This is a genomic window from Photobacterium obscurum (assembly GCF_026191635.1).
In the GTDB taxonomy this organism is placed as follows: Bacteria; Pseudomonadota; Gammaproteobacteria; order Enterobacterales; family Vibrionaceae; genus Photobacterium; species Photobacterium obscurum.
In genome coordinates this window covers 1-16,209 of the sequence record NZ_JAKRRW010000022.1, presented here as the reverse complement: position 1 = coordinate 16,209, position 16,209 = coordinate 1, and the positions used below count along the sequence as shown (strand labels likewise).

Genomic DNA, 16,209 nt, shown 5'->3' with positions numbered 1-16,209 from the left:
AATCTTATTCAGATAAATAAAAAGCCAGCATAATTGCTGGCTTTTTTTCTCTGAATTCAAAGACCAAAACGGTTAGCTAAAAGTCACCGATAAGGTTAACTGCTGTTTCACCGGCAAGGCTGAATGCTCAATCACAACACGGTTACCCTGCTGCTTCCAACCTGATATCGCTTTGCCATTCAACTTAACGGCTTCCACCTTCTCTTGTAAGCCAAACCACTCAATATGGACTGGTCGACTCTGTGGCGCATTGGCATAGTCACCACTGGTGCTAACCTTCAACTGAACACCATTAGCTGTCTCTTGTACTGCCAATGTGGTTTTACGCACTTCTCCTTTTAAATAGGCATTCGTCGCGCCATCATCTTCGTATAGGGTAAACGCCCCGTTTTGACCGTAGATACGAGCCGCCATTGTTAGCGGCACGTCACTGCTAAGTGGCATCTCTTGCTGTGGATTCACCGGAATAATGGCACCATCACGGGCAAACAGCGGTAAAGTTAGCACGCCATCTTTATAAACAGGTAGCTGCTTCAACCATTCTCCCTTGCCCGTAATCATCTCGCCGGTACGGTAATCAAACCACTGCCCGCTCGGCAGATAAACATCAACGGCAGTCTGATCCATTTTTGCAATTGCCGCCCCCATCAGATCTTTACCCATCATTTTCTGGGCAGCTAAATTATGCGCCTTGGCATCATCACCAAAGTAATAATCCATTGATGGATAAACCGGCTCGGCAGCAATATTGGCGCGGTGGGCCAACGAGTAGAGGTATGGGATTAATTGGTAACGTAGCTTAATATTAGCCTTGTTACTGGCCAGATCACCAATACGATCCGGTGCTGTTTCTTTGCAGTTGCACAGGTTCTCGGTATGAGGGCGCACCGGCACCTCAAACAATGAGCTGTAGGCAAACCACTGAGTATAAGTTTCGTTTAATGCTGCCTCACGCTTGTCTGGGACAACACTCAAGGCTTTACGGTGGAAACCACCAATATCAGAACTGTAGTAATCAATACCCGACAACATCATATTTGGCTGCATACTATATTGCGTTGCCAGACTCTCAAGATTAGTACCAATATCCGCCGACCACATTGTCGCACCAAAGCGTTGAATACCCGGTGCACCAGAGCGAGTCATCATAAATGGACGAACCGACGTTTCATTACGCTGGTAACCGTTGTAGATGCTTTCAAGCCACTTGTAGTTATAAATATTTTGAACAGCATTTTGTGATTCACCATTGGTGTATACACCCAATGGGTTATACATTTCAGGCTCACCTAGATCGGTCCAATGGCCAATCACACCCATCTCTATAAGTGGCTTACGCTTCCAGTCATGCCATTCATTACCCGCGGCAACATTGGTCCAGTCAAGCATACCGCCCTTGCCCCACCAATAGCCATAACCGTTAGGATCTGTATCGATCGGCTCACCGGTTTTAGGATCCTTGACCATGTAGCCTTTCTCGGCCAAAGGCCCATACTCTTCCAGCCCATCGCTGACATAGGATTCTTCAATCAACATCATGCCAACGCCCTGCTCTTTTAGCGCTTTAATCTTTTGCTGCGGAGCCGGGAAATTCTCTCGGTCCCAAGTCAATGTTCCCATCTGACTGGTTGAGCTAAACGGTTCGACATTACCGAACCACTGTAAGTCCATAACTACCCCGTCTATCGGGAAATCAACCTGCTTTAATGTGCTTAGCTTATCATCCAGCTCTTGCCAGTTATCAAAACCATATTCCGATAGCCACATACCAAACAATTTACGCGGCGGCACCAGTGGATTACCCACCATCGCCATATATTTCTGCCTCAACTCAGGCAGATCGCCACCAGCCATAAACAACAAGCTCGGCTCACCTTCAAGCTGCGATATTTTCCACGGCGATTTGGTAAAGTCCCAAGTTGCGGAGTACACCGTATCAAGATAGAGCGCATAGTTTTTCTGCTGCGAATTCATCGCATACAAAATCGGGAACTGAGTATTACCAGTACCACCGCCTTGGTAACCTTCCATCTTATTGCCACCCTGGCGCTTAAAACCGTTCCAGTTAGTGTTTAGCTCGCCAGGATCATGGAACTCTTGCCCGAGGCCATTTAGTTGATAGTCACCCTCAGAGTTCAAAGTGAAGCTATTACTTCTGTCTGGGCAAATTTCACTAAGCTTTCCATTTTTCTTCGAAGCCAATGACACACATAAGCTCTGCGGATTGACAGTTACTTTCAACTGGCTAGTTTCAAAGCCATTTTTATGCTCATCGAGCCTTGATGGACCTTTTAGCTGTGTAATATCGATCAATTCGGTCGTTGGCAACGGTTGGTTAGTTGGTTGTGCCTTGAAAGCAACTTGTACGATATCGTCGCTGAGTACATCAATAGATAGGTTTCGGTGTGGCTTTACCGCTTTATCGAGAAAGATCGCCTGATGCTGAGAGACTAGCTCATCACCAAGCAGCTGCTCTAAAGAAGAAAGGTAGTCTTGCTGACTATAAAAGGTTTTGCCGACCACCGGCTTTAGTACTTTGCGCAAGTTTACGTCAGGAATCGTTTTGCGCATCCGAAAGACCTGCGCAGCCTCTAGGCGATAGCTATCTTCATTCTGATAACGAAAGAGGTTAACCTCCGCCACAGCTGAACAACTTACCGCTAGTAAGCTAGGCACAGCGATCCCCAACAACAAGTGCTGTAATGGTTTCTTTCCCGTCATGATATTCCCTTAAATGTTCTACCAATCAACATATATTTGCTCCGTCGTACTCACCGAGAAACATTTACACAGTTATGATTGGTGCAGCTCAATATAATTGACAGGAATATACGCTGTGAAAAATCGAGTTAAAAGTACTTATTATCAATAGTTTATTTGTATTGACCTCGTCACTAATTGTGCAATGAAAAGTAAACCGCAGTCACAGAATGTGATGGTAGCTATGGTTTACCATGAGCGGCCATCGGTCTATTTGTTGCGCGACCTATCAATGACTAAAGAGGGCTATTACCCTCTTCAGCATTAGCCAATAAATAACAAAGCCAGCATCAAAGCAGGCTTTATAAAGCATTGCTCATATAAAGCTACTCGCTCCACTTTTTATTTCGTTAGCTTTTCCGCAGTAATACGGATCACATCGACGACTACATCACTGGCGGCTTGCAGGGAATTAACCGGCAGATATTCATATATAGAGTGGAAATTATGTGCCCCAGTGAAAATGTTCGGGCATGGCAAGCCTTTCTGAGACAGTACCGCGCCATCATAACCACCACGCATCGGAATAGCTTTCATTGCAATATTATTGCGGGCATACGCTTCTTTCGCGATATCAATCGGGAAGCTGGCTTCTCCCTGAAGGCTGTTTGCCACATTCTCATAGCGATCTGACAGCTCAATATCAATTGCCTCTTCTCCCCATAGAGCGCTACAGCTATCAGCAAGTTGCTGCAAAAAGTGCATACGGTTGCGATAACCTTGCTTACTAAAATCCCTGATATCCATTTTCAGGACAGTTTTGGCACTATTACCTGCCAACTCTTTTACCCAATAGTATCCTTCTCGTCCTTCGGTATACTCGGGGGCTTCTCCCGGAGGCAGCATAGCAATAAACTTGTGTGCCATTAACAATGAGTTCTTTAGCTTTCCTTTTGCCGACATAGGATGAGCCGACTGGCCGGTAAAAGTGATCACCGCATTGCCTGCATTCCAGTTTTCATGAACAAACTCACCAATGCCGCAACAATCGAGCGTATAACCAAAATCGGCACCAAAGCTATCTACATCAAACGCTTTAGCACCGCGCAGGCCCTGCTCCTCATCTGGTACAAACGCCACTTTAACAGGGCCGTGTTCAATCTCCGGGTTCATTTTCAGCACTTGAAGCGCATGCATAATCGCCGCAATCGCAGCCTTATCATCAGCGCCAAGCAAGCTCGTCCCGTCGGTAACAATAATGTCCTGATGCTTATAGGCGCTAATTTCTGGAAATTCGGCTTCTTTCAGAACAATATCAAGGGCTGGGTTCAGTGAAATATCTCCGCCCAAATAGGTGATCACCTGAGCGTTGGTATCATTTGTCTGCTCGGCACTGGTATCAAGGTGAGCAAAGAAGGAAACCGTCGGGATGGCTTTATCGGTATTCGCTGGTAGCGTCGCCGTTAGAATAGCCGTATCGCGCAGCACAATATCTTCCATTCCTAGCGACTCCAGTTCCGCAGCCAGCAACTGAGCCAGTTCCATCTGGCCAGGTGAAGACGGCATGATCCCGGCCGCGCCTTTTTCTCGATTGGTTGTCGTATTAATGCGAGTGTAATTTAAGAAACGATCAACAATATTCATTCGATACTCCCGATAGTGAATATTCTTACATACGATAAACAGATCAAGGCGAGATCCAAAGATCTCGCCTCGTTGTAACTTACCCAGAGTGTGTCCTAGGCTATACCAAGATTTGTGAACAAATAACCACAGTCAACAAGCCGCCTAGCATTGGAATAGCCGTTCGCTTGGCCAACTCGATAGGCGAAACGTTGGCGACTGCCGCGCAGGCAATAACCACACCCGCGACAGGCGACGCCGAGCGCATAAGGCCAGCCGCCAGCTGCATAGGCAAGGCAACATGTGCTGCAGCCGTACCAACCTGTGACGCCACATCTGGTGCTAGGTTTGAAAAGCTGAAGAATGCCGCATTACCCGAACCTGAAAGCATGGTAATTGTTACGATAATACCGACCAGCACAATCATCATCGCCAAATAGCCCAGTCCCATGCTTGATGCAGAGTTAAGCAGCAAATCAATGAACCCAATCGCCGTCAGGCCCGTGACAAACACCTGAGCAGCAATGATCAGTGTGACTACCCCTGCAAATACATTACCCATACCTTCCAAATAAACTTTCAGTGACGCTGCAACCTCTTTGCCATTACGGCTATAAATGAAATCACACACCATAGATACAAACAGGGCAATAAACATTGCCGTTACAACATCCATCTTGATGCTGGTGATCGCAAACTTACTGAAAGTCAGCAGAAGCATTAACGGCAGTACAGGTAAGATTGCGAACCACTTTGGCGCCTTACGCTGATCTTTGCTATCCAGGTTAAACTCATGCGTTACACCTTTCTCCTGGTCTTTCTTATCGAAATAACGCTGGCAAACAAAATGCAGTGCCGCGACGACAACCATTGCTGCCATTGCAACCGGTAACTGGTAGCTAGCAAAATAGGTCGCTACATCAATATTTGACACTTCCGCCGCCTTGTTTGCTGCAGAGGAAGCCGGCCCGAGATCCAAGCAGCCCGTTGTCGCCACCACAGCAGCGGCAGCCGCAGGATTACAGCCAACACCGACGAGTACCGGATACATTGCAACCAACAGCAACAACGCCAGACCTGTCGCACTCGGAATGAAGATATTGATCAACTGGCCTGTAATATACGCCATCGCCAGCACCAAATACGGATTTTTGATCAACGATAGCGGTTTAGTGGCAATCTGCACCATGGCGTTAGCCGCACCAATATGGCCCATGTATTTAGAAAAACCACCTACCGCCATAATGATCAAACCCAGCTTGGCTAACGTGGTGGATGAGATAACCTTAATAACCTCAAAGAAGTCGACAACAATAGAGCCAGTGTGTGAACCACCTTTAGGTAAAAAGTCCGGATTGCCGTTCACCACACCCAAGGCAATCATCAATAGGCCCGCAAGAAACAACACAGCCTGAGTATTATATTTTTTGACAATAAAATACCCGACTCCGAATATCGATGGTAAAGCTAAATACGTGATCATCAGCGACCTCTTCAATGATGAATAATAGATAAAATAGTTTGAAATACGAAAAATTAAATATGTACGACTCTTACTCCGTCATTTTCAAGATGCAAGAGTCCAGCCCTTTATACAAAGGGATAGCCACAAACAATAAATTGGCTAGATATTAATTACCTGACTAATAATTTACGACGCTTTAAATATACTGAATTCGTCAAATAGCCCTTCTATCCTTTTGAACCTGTAATCCTTTTCCTGATGTTGAGATAAGCCTTTAATAAAGGCTTCAATTAAAGTGAAACCTGCTGCACGATTATTGAAAAAGCCCTTTCCTGCGCTTTCTACATTAAACTGAACATCACTATAGGCAACAAACGGGTTTACCGGCTGGTCGGTGACAATAATAATCCGCCCTCCACACTCGTGGAACCAGCGCACCAGGCGTACGGTTATATTTGAATAGCGGTGGTATGAAATTGCCAGTAAAGTATCGTTTTCTGTCACATCCACCAATTGATGTGGCAAAGTCGAGATATCGGCTTTCAGTAACACCACTTCACGACGAAGATAACGAGCAAGCAGATAGAAATAGTTGGCCAACGCTTCTGATGAGGCGCTGCCCATGACATAGAGCTTTCCTTTTGGCTGGCGCAGGTAAGTTACTGCCCGCTCAAAATCGGCTTCAGATATGGACTCAAATGTCTTCTCCATATTATCCATAACTTCATCGTAATGCGCTGCGAGAACACTTTTATTACTTGACCTGGCTGGATCTAAAGTATGGTGTTCATAACGTTCAATAGGTGTTGTCAGAGCTTGAGTCAGATCTTCAGTCACTCGCTTCTTAAACTCTAAGAAGCCACTAAAACCCAAACGCTGCAAGAAACGTCCTAGTGTTGCCTTGCCAACCCCTATTTGCTTACAGAGTTCATCTATCTTGGCGAAAGGCAAAACAGTATAGTGCTCCATAAAATACTGGGCGATTCTTCGCTCCGCATCCGTTAGCGTTTCGAAGCTATTCACTGTATTTATGAAGTCTTGCTTTTTCATGGGGGTTATTTCCCGAATATCTATCAACACGGGAAATTTTTCCATTAAAGGGGTTATTCAAGCAAGGGAATATAAATTTCCCACATTGAAATTGTGATCATTCCCTTACATGAAACAGGGTTAAATATATTCTTAATCAAACTGCGTAGTGATGTTTACACATAATTAACAGCATATTCGTATAGCGAATTAGTTAGTGGGAATATATAGATTAGTTCTTAATTTAACGCCCTTCTCAAAAATAATTTCGAGGATCGCAAAAATAATAGTGGGTGTGCGGTCACATTTAACAATTCAGAGGGTTCTAACACTCGGGATATTTTTCCCACCCACGGGAATTCAATGCTAATCGCAAAATAACTATCCTGATGAAGAACGAGCTTCCACTCATAACTGGTTATCAATTTCCCCCAAACTAGCCAGCCTAATTTTGTTATTGAGCTCTCCAGATACATAGAAAGAGAAAATGAGTCCAACAGCTCTTATTCACCTAAGCATTGGTAACTCTATTAATAAATTGAATGACAAACAGCCTACAACTATTTAGATCCCCCTCTCTGACAATCTGTACAATTAACAGACACCCCTATGCTTAAATTATATTCAACCTGTTTTTCTGTACAATGTAATTGTCCCTCAAAAAGTATGGTGAAGTTATCGCCTGCCGATAATATTTCGTCTATTTATCAGCTATCTATGGTTCAAACAGGAGAACGTTTGCGTTAATCGTTTAAATATCCACACTGACTTTTCATTTTTCTCGATTGCTCATACATTTAATCTTGGATATAGTGCGACCGCCTCGCTACTGCGAGGCATTTTTTTATCTGAGCTTCACTCATTAGAATGATAAATAGGTAGCTAAATGACCTTTTCAAAGCCACTAGTCGCATTATCTGTCACGCTAGCTCTTGCTGGCTGCGCCCAAACTACTTCTCAACCGGAAAAAGCCTTCACGCTGACCGTTGCTCATATCAACGACACGCATTCCAATTTTGACCCGGTAAAATCCAGCTTCAAAACCGACGATACGCTGGTTTATAACGAGTTTGGTGGCTTCCCTCGCCTACAAACTATGGCTGAAGAATACAAACAAGCCGCCAAAGCACAAAACAACAGCTTCCTATTCCTGCATGGTGGTGACGCATGGCAAGGCAGCGCCTACTTCAAACTTAATGAAGGTGCAATGAATGCCGAGCTACTGAGCAAAATGGGCCTAGATGCCATGGCACTGGGCAACCACGAGTTCGATTTGAACAACACCAAGCTGAATCAGTTCATTGGTGACATCAACTTCCCGGTTGTTGCTGCCAATATTGACACCAGCAAAGATGCCGACCTAAAAGATCAGACCAATCTGAAGCCGTTTGTGGTCTTCGCATTCGACGGAAACCAAAAAACCGTTGTAGAAGATATTAACAACCTGCCTCAGGATAAAGATATCGTTGCAGTATTCGGTATTGCGCTAGACGACATGCCAAACCTTGCACCGAACACCGGCAAAGTTGAATTCCACGACATGGTGGAATCGGCTCAGGCCACTGTCGATATGCTAAAAGATAAAGGCATCAACAACATTGTTGCCCTGACCCATATCGGTAACGCTGTCGATGTCGATGTGGCATCTAAAGTGAACGGTATCGACCTTATTGTTGGCGGCCACTCGCATACCCTGCTAGGTGATTTCACCAATATCGGTCACGACCATAACGGCATTTACGCTCAAATGGTACAAAACCCGAATGACCTAAGCCAAACATGTGTCGTACAGGCTGGCCAATACGCACAGGCGATCGGCCAGCTTGAAGTAAGCTTCGATACCAACGGTGACGTAACCGCTTGTAATGGCTTAAATACCCTGCTGAGCAACGATGAGTACTACCACTCGCCGACGCGTGAAACAGAAAGCAAATTCAACGCGGCAGACACAGCCAAAGTCGTTGAGTTTATCGATGGCGAAAACAACATCACCATCACCGAAGAAGAAGCAGCAATGCGTGGCCTGATCGACAGCAAGTACAAGCCAGCAGTAGACCAAGCCTACGGCAACGTAATTGCTCAGGTTGCAGAAGAGATCAATCACGAGCGCCGCCCGGGCGACCGAGGAACTGACAAGCATGGTTCAGACGTTGCCGCAATTATCGCAGCTGGCCAGTACTACTGGGCAAATACCGATGAAGTGCAACACGTAACCGGAATGAAAGTCGACTTCTCACTGATCGGTGCCGGTGGTATTCGCACCAATATCGAAGCGGGTGAATACCGTGAAGGTAACGTCTCTCTGGAGATGCTGCCATTCTCTAACTTCATGTCTGTATTGCCAGTGAAAGGTGCCGATATCAAGGCACTACTTGAAGGTGCTGTTACAGCAACCCTTCCGGAAGGATCACACGCAGGCAAATTCCCTTATGGTGGCCATATCCGTTACCAGTACACTGAAACCGTTGCTAACCAAAACGGTAATCTGGACTATGTTGAAGTAATGACTGGTACTGATGAAAATCCAGTATGGACAAAACTGGAAGACAATAAAATCTATAACGTTGCTATTAACAATTACAACGCAACCGGTAACGATGGCTGGACACCGCTATTCAAAGCGCAGAAGAACAGCTCTGGTCGTGTTGACCTAGCCTACGTCGATGGCAAGTTGACGGGCTTTAAGGTGAAGAACATTGATGAAGTTGGTGGTAAATACAAGGTTCGTTACGAGTCTGCTGGACCGAACTGTAAAGCGGCCAATACCCGCTGTAATACCGATGCTCAGTCTGTTATCGACTACATCGCCAATGAGCGACCTGCATTAACGCCGCTTGATTACCAAGTGGTTACTTTCAAGCGTGCGCAGTAAGTCTTTAATTCACCCAAAGACATAACAATATCCACCGGGCTTTCTTTTGAAAGCCCTTTTTAATCGAATAAGGGCAATGTGCTAAGCATTACTTACAAGCACAGCTAATTAGTCTCGAACTAACTGTCAACAAGCTCCTTTTCATACCCATGCTCACGTTTCCAGCTATCGCTCATTTGCTCCAAGACACACGCAGGAAGTGGACGGTGGGCCCGCGCGGGACGAGTAGCAATAGTACGATAACCTGCTGCGATTAAGCGGAGGTCAAACACTTTATCAATTGGCATTCCAGCACGGCTTAAATCCCAACGAAATACCCTAAGTGCCATATACTCATGCTGCTCTATTTCCCCGCCGTACGGATACTTCAGCACTTTTGCATAGGCTTGCTTTGCCAGGTCGAAGTTAACTTGAATCATAAGCACCCCCTAACACACTGGTTATAATAACAGTAGTCCGTTACAGGGTAGCTTGCAAAATTGTTTTATAAAAAACGCTATTCAGATCAATAAATTCCAACAAAATAAAGGACTAATAGCCATTTATACCAATCTGGATAAGTAGGTGGTCTACTTTTTCATAAGGAAAAATTGCCAACACTGTTGTTGATAATTTTAGCCATGATGAGTGAGCAGATATTTATTTAGATTGGTATTATCATGATTTGGGCGTAGTAAAAGTTCGCTGGTTCATTTGTAGAACTGGGGCATAAACTCGGGATACCTCGTCATCAATCACCATAATTTGCTCTTCGAGATGTGTCAGCCTGCCATCGACATAGGAGCTAATGACTACCTTGCCGTCACTTTTTTTAATAGTCAGAAAGAAGTCTGAATATTCATATTCCGAAAAGAGATTGTCGCCATCAATTTCATAACCGAGCCCTTTGCAGTTAAGTTGAATAGTTTGAGTGGTCGCCAGTGAAACCTTACGCGGCGTACAATTGCTATTACCTAATGACGAGTCGACAATTTCTCGCCCCATCACGTAATACCGATCTTTGCTGATATTGCTGTGGATATGCTTGATATGGCGGACTCTAGTCAGTGCCGCATTCACTTTCCCCATTTGCTCAACGGACAGAAACGCTATTTTATTACTCTTAATCGCCTCTAACCGCGCTTCAAACGCCAACACTTGATTTAACTGCTTAGAATACGACTCCCCTATCGCTTCATAGTCGTACATTTTCCCCACCAGCGGATTAGCGCTCACTGAAGATGAAAGTACGGCAATACCAAATACGATCCCTTTGGTTAATCGAACAACCTTATCCATACATACCTTCCTGGCCTGCGGTCTAAAAAACGGCGGCTACGTCTTTCTTATATTTAATATATCGACCAAGTATGCAATTTGTTTAATAGTATTTTGTGTGATGTTTGTTTTTTTGATTAGGAACAAGTAAAGGGTGATTTTGAACCAAGATCTCATAATGGATTTTCAATTATGGCATTGTCAGTCTGGAGTATACGGCTTAAAACCACGCCAACCACCTCCCCATTTCTATCAACCAAATATTTGAAAACATTCCACCAGATCCGATCTATCTGCCTTAACGGCATCAACCGTTAATAGGTCCTCAAGATGTAAGGCGCTTATTTTTCAACCAATCAACGGAGTGAGAAATGATTATGTCTTTAAACCGCTTCCCCGCTACTTTACTATGCCCCTTCCAGACAATCCCAAGGACAAACACGCAATGCAGCAAGTTAACATCGCCCCAAATCCACAGATCGCCGTTATTTTCAAAGGCTGGGCTACTGACTGGGCAAGGGAGAGCCAAGCAGACAAAAAAGACATGGCAACCAAGTTCCACACGGTTTATAGCATTGCGGCTAAGTTGTTTGCTGAGGGCGGTGAAGTAGACATGCAGTTCCTTTCTGCACTGTTTCATGACTGCAAGCAGAAATTGGAAATGGCCGAAGCCATGAACGAAAAAGTGAAGGCAAGCCTGCAAGGTGATGACGAACGTGCTCAGAAAATCATTGCCAAAGTAAACAGTGCCGCCCAAGATGCCGCGCATGTTGTTCGCTACCTAGGACAACTGCTAATGCCTTCGGCGTAAATCGCTTTAAGTATACTAAAACGCACAGACACTCACTAAGGTGAATGTCTGTGCTCTGATTATATCCCGCCGTTAAAATCCATTGAACTCGAAGTGCCGCTAGCGCATTTTGAAAATCTCTCTATGAAAATGCTCATTTCCTAAGCCCGCAGCGGCTAAATGTTTACTCAGTAAATTGCCAAACTCTTCTGGTCCACAAAAGCTAACATCAAGTTCTTGGCCCTTGGTTGTACTTAATATTTGCTCCGCACTCAAAAACTCTCCTTTTTCAGCATCAAGTACTTCAAGATCAATAAATTCCAAACGTTGCAAAATAGCCATGATTTCTTTTTCAAAGAAAGCTTCACTTCTAGAACTGACACAGTAGAAAAGATGGATCTTTTTTAACTCAATATTTTCCTTACGAGCTTTACGTTCAAGCCAGTACAAGCGGGAGATAAACGGGACAATACCTATTCCAGCCCCAACCCAAACTTGTATTGCTTGCTGTGGTACTTGGAAGTATCCGTATCCACCTTCAACAGTCACACTTTGGCCTAACGATAAATAGTTGACCATTTTATGGGTATAGTCGCCTAAATCCTTGATACCAAATTCAATGAGGTTCGTCTCATCATCGTAATTAAGAATTGAAAAAGGATGCGGAGCTTCGCCATCATGAAAATTCAAATAGGCAAATTGACCTTCTTTATATTGGAGAACTGAATCTAATTTAATTCCAACGCGAATTGCTACATTACTTTCAGCATCGGCTTTAAATCGCTCAACCGATACGACCTTTCCCGTTGATTTATTACTCGCGCCGATCTTGCCGATTAGCGACAAGTAACTACACCAGATACCAACAATAGAAATAACAAAAATGGAAATATTCATCGGTATCGATTGGACAGTCCAGTCAAGCAGTAAGACCGTATGAATAATACCGGCAATCACCAACAAGCCACCAATTTTATGGGTGAACTTAAACTTCTTATAGCTAATCGCTTGTACCAAGCTAAAAAGACTAAAGAGGACAAATACATAAAAGGTGATCTCGCCGATTTCATTGGCAACAAAATGCCAGTTGATCCCTTCAATTGCAGGCCGGTTTATAGAGGGTTTTTCTAGCAACCCTGCCTGCACGAGCCACTTGGCACTTTGAACACAAAGCCAGTGCAAAACTAAAGATATCGTCGCACCAATTCCAAGTTTTTTATGAAGCGCATAGCCTTTGTCCAATCCCTTTAGCCTAGACTCAAGCCAGCTAAACCTTGCGGCAATTAGCACAGCAAAGCTCATATATCCAAGGCCAATAATTCCGGACAACATCGTAAGTTGATGACGCCAGAAGAAAAAGTCACCCATTTCATCATAGCCTATCAATAAGGCTGGGGACCAAAGCAATACAAGTATTAGTGTAAATTTCAACATCGCTCTTGCTTCTCGTTAGAATATTTATATCAGTCATAAAACCTATGAGAGATATAATATTCCCTTCCGCAAGGGATAGAAGCGACTTTACTTAGCTTCAAATTAATTTACGGAGCTTTACATATCAGCACTCAATCATTCTTTTGGCCAATACATTTAAATAAAAAAGCCTGGGTCCAACCGACTCAGGCTTTTCTGTTTCTTTCAGGCTTAACTTCACCCGAAATCGCTGACTAGCGATTATTTGGCTGGGAATACATGGTTGATTTCATCAGCCAAACGGTAACCCGCTTGTGACATACGCTGTTTAACGTACTGAGTGCCTTGGCGGAAGTGCTCTTCAGACGGTGTTGTATCTTTTTCTACGCTATAGCCGAAGTCTGCCAGCTGGTAGCTCTCTTTCAGCCACTGGTTGATATCTGCCGTCTCACCTAGTTCCATTGACGCTTTAGGATAAGCTTGTTGAAGCTGCGCCGCGACATCATGAACATTATAAGGGGTATCAAGAAAGCCCATACCACTGTCCCACAGGTGGTGAAGATCTTTTTGTGGAATATTAAGCGTGTGCTTATTGGCACCAAGATCTGTCACACACTTATCGGCACTTAGGCTCTGAGAAATAGAATGCATCGGCTGGTGCGAATCACCGGCAACGTGGCTCATGAACATCATGCTGGCAGCTTGAGGGTTTTGTTTAAAATCTTCAAAAAGGCGGTTAGCCACTAGCTTGATGTTAGGAACATGGACGAAGTTACAAGCACTGCTCGCAGGGTATGCCTGGTTGATGTAATGCCAGGCCCCTGTTGTTTTCTCATCCCACTGGTTCAGTGAAGCCGGGATCTCTTCCCCCATTGATTGCCATACATCTTGAGCCGGAACCTTGCGGATCAGATCCGGCACCATCGCCAACTTGGCAAACTGGCTCGCGCCCTCGAAGCTATCCATTTTCTTTTGAATATCGGCAGGCATAGAAAGGTAGGCTTTCTGTGCCAACGCATCAACTTCAGAGCGAGCTGTTATATTTAAATTCTGATAAGCAATTTCAGCAACAGTGACATGGCCTTGGTAATTCCAAGCATTAGCAACACTTGGCACCAAAGCAAGCGCAGCAACGACTGAAGCGATTAGATTCTTTTTGTTCACGATTGTCTCATTAACATTTACTTACAGGTTGAAGGGCAATTAGGCACCTCCAAATTCATAACGTCAAACGCTATATCCCTTTTAAGCATTTAGTTGCTCAAGCAATCGATTAAGTGGCGGTGTTTCACCCAAAAGGCAAGCGTTAAATTACTTCTGTGATTTCTCTCATTCACCCACTCTAAGCGGATTAAAATGTATTCATTACATCTGTAAGCAGTATAATGTGGGCTGATCCCGCCACTATACTCAGGGGACACACCCTAGTAACTTCAAGCTACTTAGGTAGATACCCACTTTAGGAATAGCAATGCTAGAAGAACAGCAAAACAACCCACTCCACGGCCTTAAATTAGAAACGCTACTTACCGAGCTGGTCGATTTTTATGGCTGGGAGATCCTCGACACAGCAATGCGTTTCAATTGTTTTCATACCAACCCGACAATTGCAGGCAGCCTTAAGTTTCTTCGCAAAACAGAGTGGGCCCGTGAGAAGTTAGAAGCGTTTTACTTATCGCGCTTCAAGCGTATGCCAAAACCTACCGAAGAAGAGCGTGAATTACCCCCTCGCAAGCGTACGTTCCCAGTCGGTATTGTGCCACGAGAACCGATGGAGCTAACGGTTGAGTCCATTCTGCTTTCTCAGGCTAAAGCCGCATCTGCCTACAAAGCAAGATCATCACGTAAACACCCGGCTAGACGTCGATAAGCGTTTAAATCGCGCCGATACCAAAGTCGGTATCTAAAACAACGGACATGGATTGTCTGTTGGCATCCACAAATGAATTAAATCTGTTTAGCTCATTTTTGTCCCGCAGTATTAGTTTCAGCTATATCTCCCAGCGCAAACATTACCACGCCTTGATAGATGCATCTTTATGCTACTGGCATATTGCATTTTTTCATTGAAATCGGCCAGTTTTGACATTTCCCTGAAATTCCCCGCCTAAAAAAATGATTAACTATATTCATAATCAGCTATCACTATTCATCTTTATCAACGTTAATCAGCGAGGTTACTATGGCTCAAGTACTAGTGGATCAAGCAAGTGGTCTCAGAAATGTATTTTCGCGTCAGCAATGCATCAGCCAGGTTAGAAGCTACCAGACCAGAATCCGTGAGGCCATCGCCAACAACAGAATCAGCGATGCTTCGCAACTGTTGACACAACTGGAAGTCGCACAGCAGCAGCTCGAAGCGACGTTTAAGTAAGATGATGACTCTCAATACGTCATTTCATTGAATGGCCCGATTACAGGGCCATTCGAGTTGCTTAGCAAACTCTACTCTGCTAACGCCTTAAATAAATAGAACATCATGTTATGTATGATGAACATGTTTAAGTTTAATGATTACGCTTGGTTTGACTCTTCACCAATGTCGCAATCAGTACAACTTTGTAGTGCGATTTCGTGTTCAAAGACTGCTGCATCGTTACCTTCTACCAGTAGCTCTGCTATTTCATCCGCAACTTCTTGCTCATCTTCCGCTTCGACTTGATTCGCTAGTTCTTCTTCTGAGTAACCGTAGAAATTCAGCAATAAGTAATCACGCGCTTCGTCTTTAGTACAAGTCACGTTCACCGAAAGATCTGGCTCAACGTTGCCTTGCGCGATAATCGCAGCCACTTGCGCTAGGACATCATCTTTCATCGCAGCCGTTAACCAACCAAGATCAGTACTTACTTTGGTTTTTTTACAGTTAAAACAAGGAAGTTGATGAAAGTAATATTGAAAATCAGTCATAAGTAATTTCTTCTTTGAGTGTTGTATCGCAAGATTATGCGCGTTTTCTAGCAAAATACTATCTCAATCGACATTGAAGACTGGATTGGCGTGGATGATTTAGGGCGGGGCGCAGAGCACGGTAACGCTGATCACAAAGCTAATCTGTAGTGG

General features: G+C 44.4%; 13 protein-coding genes. 4 read left to right on the top strand and 9 right to left on the bottom strand.

Translation table 11 applies throughout. The annotated features are described in order from the left end of the window. Positions 1-72: 72 nt before the first annotated feature. The 4 genes from MD588_RS20865 to MD588_RS20850 all read right to left on the bottom strand — a co-directional run bounded on the left by MD588_RS20865 (position 73) and on the right by MD588_RS20850 (position 6,838). Positions 73-2,721: a glycoside hydrolase family 31 protein gene (locus MD588_RS20865; protein ID WP_265699628.1), complete on the bottom strand. Its 2,649-nt coding sequence runs from the start codon at positions 2,719-2,721 to the stop codon at positions 73-75. 381 nt (positions 2,722-3,102) lie between these two features. Continuing rightward, entirely contained in the window at positions 3,103-4,344 is a 1,242-nt protein-coding gene (pepT, locus tag MD588_RS20860) for a peptidase T (RefSeq protein ID WP_265699627.1), read from the bottom strand. A gap of 100 nt (positions 4,345-4,444) precedes the next feature. Then, complete coding sequence (dcuC, locus tag MD588_RS20855) at positions 4,445-5,806, bottom strand: C4-dicarboxylate transporter DcuC (RefSeq protein ID WP_265699626.1); 1,362 nt, start codon at positions 5,804-5,806, stop codon at positions 4,445-4,447. A 168-nt stretch (positions 5,807-5,974) separates the two neighbouring features. Beyond that, on the bottom strand, positions 5,975-6,838 hold the full coding sequence (locus tag MD588_RS20850; protein WP_265699625.1) for a MurR/RpiR family transcriptional regulator: 864 nt from the start codon (positions 6,836-6,838) through the stop codon (positions 5,975-5,977). Between the two features lie 865 nt (positions 6,839-7,703). Here MD588_RS20850 and MD588_RS20845 point away from each other — a divergent pair. Continuing rightward, positions 7,704-9,689: a bifunctional metallophosphatase/5'-nucleotidase gene (locus tag MD588_RS20845; RefSeq protein WP_265699624.1), complete on the top strand. Its 1,986-nt coding sequence runs from the start codon at positions 7,704-7,706 to the stop codon at positions 9,687-9,689. A 119-nt stretch (positions 9,690-9,808) separates the two neighbouring features. Here MD588_RS20845 and MD588_RS20840 read toward each other — a convergent pair whose 3' ends face one another. Further along, on the bottom strand, positions 9,809-10,108 hold the full coding sequence (locus tag MD588_RS20840; RefSeq protein ID WP_265699623.1) for a hypothetical protein: 300 nt from the start codon (positions 10,106-10,108) through the stop codon (positions 9,809-9,811). 238 nt (positions 10,109-10,346) lie between these two features. Then, entirely contained in the window at positions 10,347-10,967 is a 621-nt protein-coding gene (locus MD588_RS20835; protein WP_265699622.1) for a hypothetical protein, read from the bottom strand. A gap of 424 nt (positions 10,968-11,391) precedes the next feature. Between MD588_RS20835 and MD588_RS20830 the strand changes: the two genes are divergently transcribed. After that, positions 11,392-11,757 (top strand): hypothetical protein, encoded by a 366-nt coding sequence (locus tag MD588_RS20830; RefSeq protein WP_265699621.1) that lies wholly within the window; start codon positions 11,392-11,394, stop codon positions 11,755-11,757. Positions 11,758-11,856: 99 nt separating this feature from the next. On the opposite strand, the gene MD588_RS20825 is transcribed toward MD588_RS20830, so the two are convergent. Both MD588_RS20825 and MD588_RS20820 read right to left on the bottom strand, forming a co-directional pair. Further along, on the bottom strand, positions 11,857-13,170 hold the full coding sequence (locus tag MD588_RS20825; RefSeq protein WP_265699620.1) for a ferredoxin reductase family protein: 1,314 nt from the start codon (positions 13,168-13,170) through the stop codon (positions 11,857-11,859). Positions 13,171-13,410: 240 nt separating this feature from the next. Beyond that, positions 13,411-14,313 carry a S1/P1 nuclease gene (locus MD588_RS20820; RefSeq protein ID WP_265699619.1) on the bottom strand — a complete coding sequence of 301 codons (903 nt, stop codon included), beginning with the start codon at positions 14,311-14,313 and terminating at the stop codon, positions 13,411-13,413. Between the two features lie 307 nt (positions 14,314-14,620). On the opposite strand from MD588_RS20820, the gene MD588_RS20815 reads away from it, so the two are divergent. Both MD588_RS20815 and MD588_RS20810 read left to right on the top strand, forming a co-directional pair. Further along, the gene (locus MD588_RS20815; RefSeq protein ID WP_265699618.1) at positions 14,621-15,019 is read left to right on the top strand and encodes a VF530 family DNA-binding protein; all 399 of its coding nucleotides are present in this window, start codon (positions 14,621-14,623) and stop codon (positions 15,017-15,019) included. 312 nt (positions 15,020-15,331) lie between these two features. Beyond that, positions 15,332-15,523: a hypothetical protein gene (locus MD588_RS20810; protein ID WP_265699617.1), complete on the top strand. Its 192-nt coding sequence runs from the start codon at positions 15,332-15,334 to the stop codon at positions 15,521-15,523. Positions 15,524-15,663: 140 nt separating this feature from the next. Here the strand turns inward: MD588_RS20810 and MD588_RS20805 are convergent, their stop codons facing one another. Then, positions 15,664-16,056 carry a hypothetical protein gene (locus MD588_RS20805; RefSeq protein WP_265699616.1) on the bottom strand — a complete coding sequence of 131 codons (393 nt, stop codon included), beginning with the start codon at positions 16,054-16,056 and terminating at the stop codon, positions 15,664-15,666. Positions 16,057-16,209 lie beyond the last annotated feature (153 nt).

Bases quoted from the DNA above. Each gene is read 5' to 3' on its own strand.
- MD588_RS20865 (WP_265699628.1), bottom strand. From the start codon at position 2,721: ATGACGGGAAAGAAACCATTACAGCACTTGTTGTTGGGGATCGCTGTG.
- pepT (WP_265699627.1), bottom strand. From the start codon at position 4,344: ATGAATATTGTTGATCGTTTCTTAAATTACACTCGCATTAATACGACA.
- dcuC (WP_265699626.1), bottom strand. From the start codon at position 5,806: ATGATCACGTATTTAGCTTTACCATCGATATTCGGAGTCGGGTATTTT.
- MD588_RS20850 (WP_265699625.1), bottom strand. From the start codon at position 6,838: ATGAAAAAGCAAGACTTCATAAATACAGTGAATAGCTTCGAAACGCTA.
- MD588_RS20845 (WP_265699624.1), top strand. From the start codon at position 7,704: ATGACCTTTTCAAAGCCACTAGTCGCATTATCTGTCACGCTAGCTCTT.
- MD588_RS20840 (WP_265699623.1), bottom strand. From the start codon at position 10,108: ATGATTCAAGTTAACTTCGACCTGGCAAAGCAAGCCTATGCAAAAGTG.
- MD588_RS20835 (WP_265699622.1), bottom strand. From the start codon at position 10,967: ATGGATAAGGTTGTTCGATTAACCAAAGGGATCGTATTTGGTATTGCC.
- MD588_RS20830 (WP_265699621.1), top strand. From the start codon at position 11,392: ATGCAGCAAGTTAACATCGCCCCAAATCCACAGATCGCCGTTATTTTC.
- MD588_RS20825 (WP_265699620.1), bottom strand. From the start codon at position 13,170: ATGTTGAAATTTACACTAATACTTGTATTGCTTTGGTCCCCAGCCTTA.
- MD588_RS20815 (WP_265699618.1), top strand. From the start codon at position 14,621: ATGCTAGAAGAACAGCAAAACAACCCACTCCACGGCCTTAAATTAGAA.
- MD588_RS20810 (WP_265699617.1), top strand. From the start codon at position 15,332: ATGGCTCAAGTACTAGTGGATCAAGCAAGTGGTCTCAGAAATGTATTT.
- MD588_RS20805 (WP_265699616.1), bottom strand. From the start codon at position 16,056: ATGACTGATTTTCAATATTACTTTCATCAACTTCCTTGTTTTAACTGT.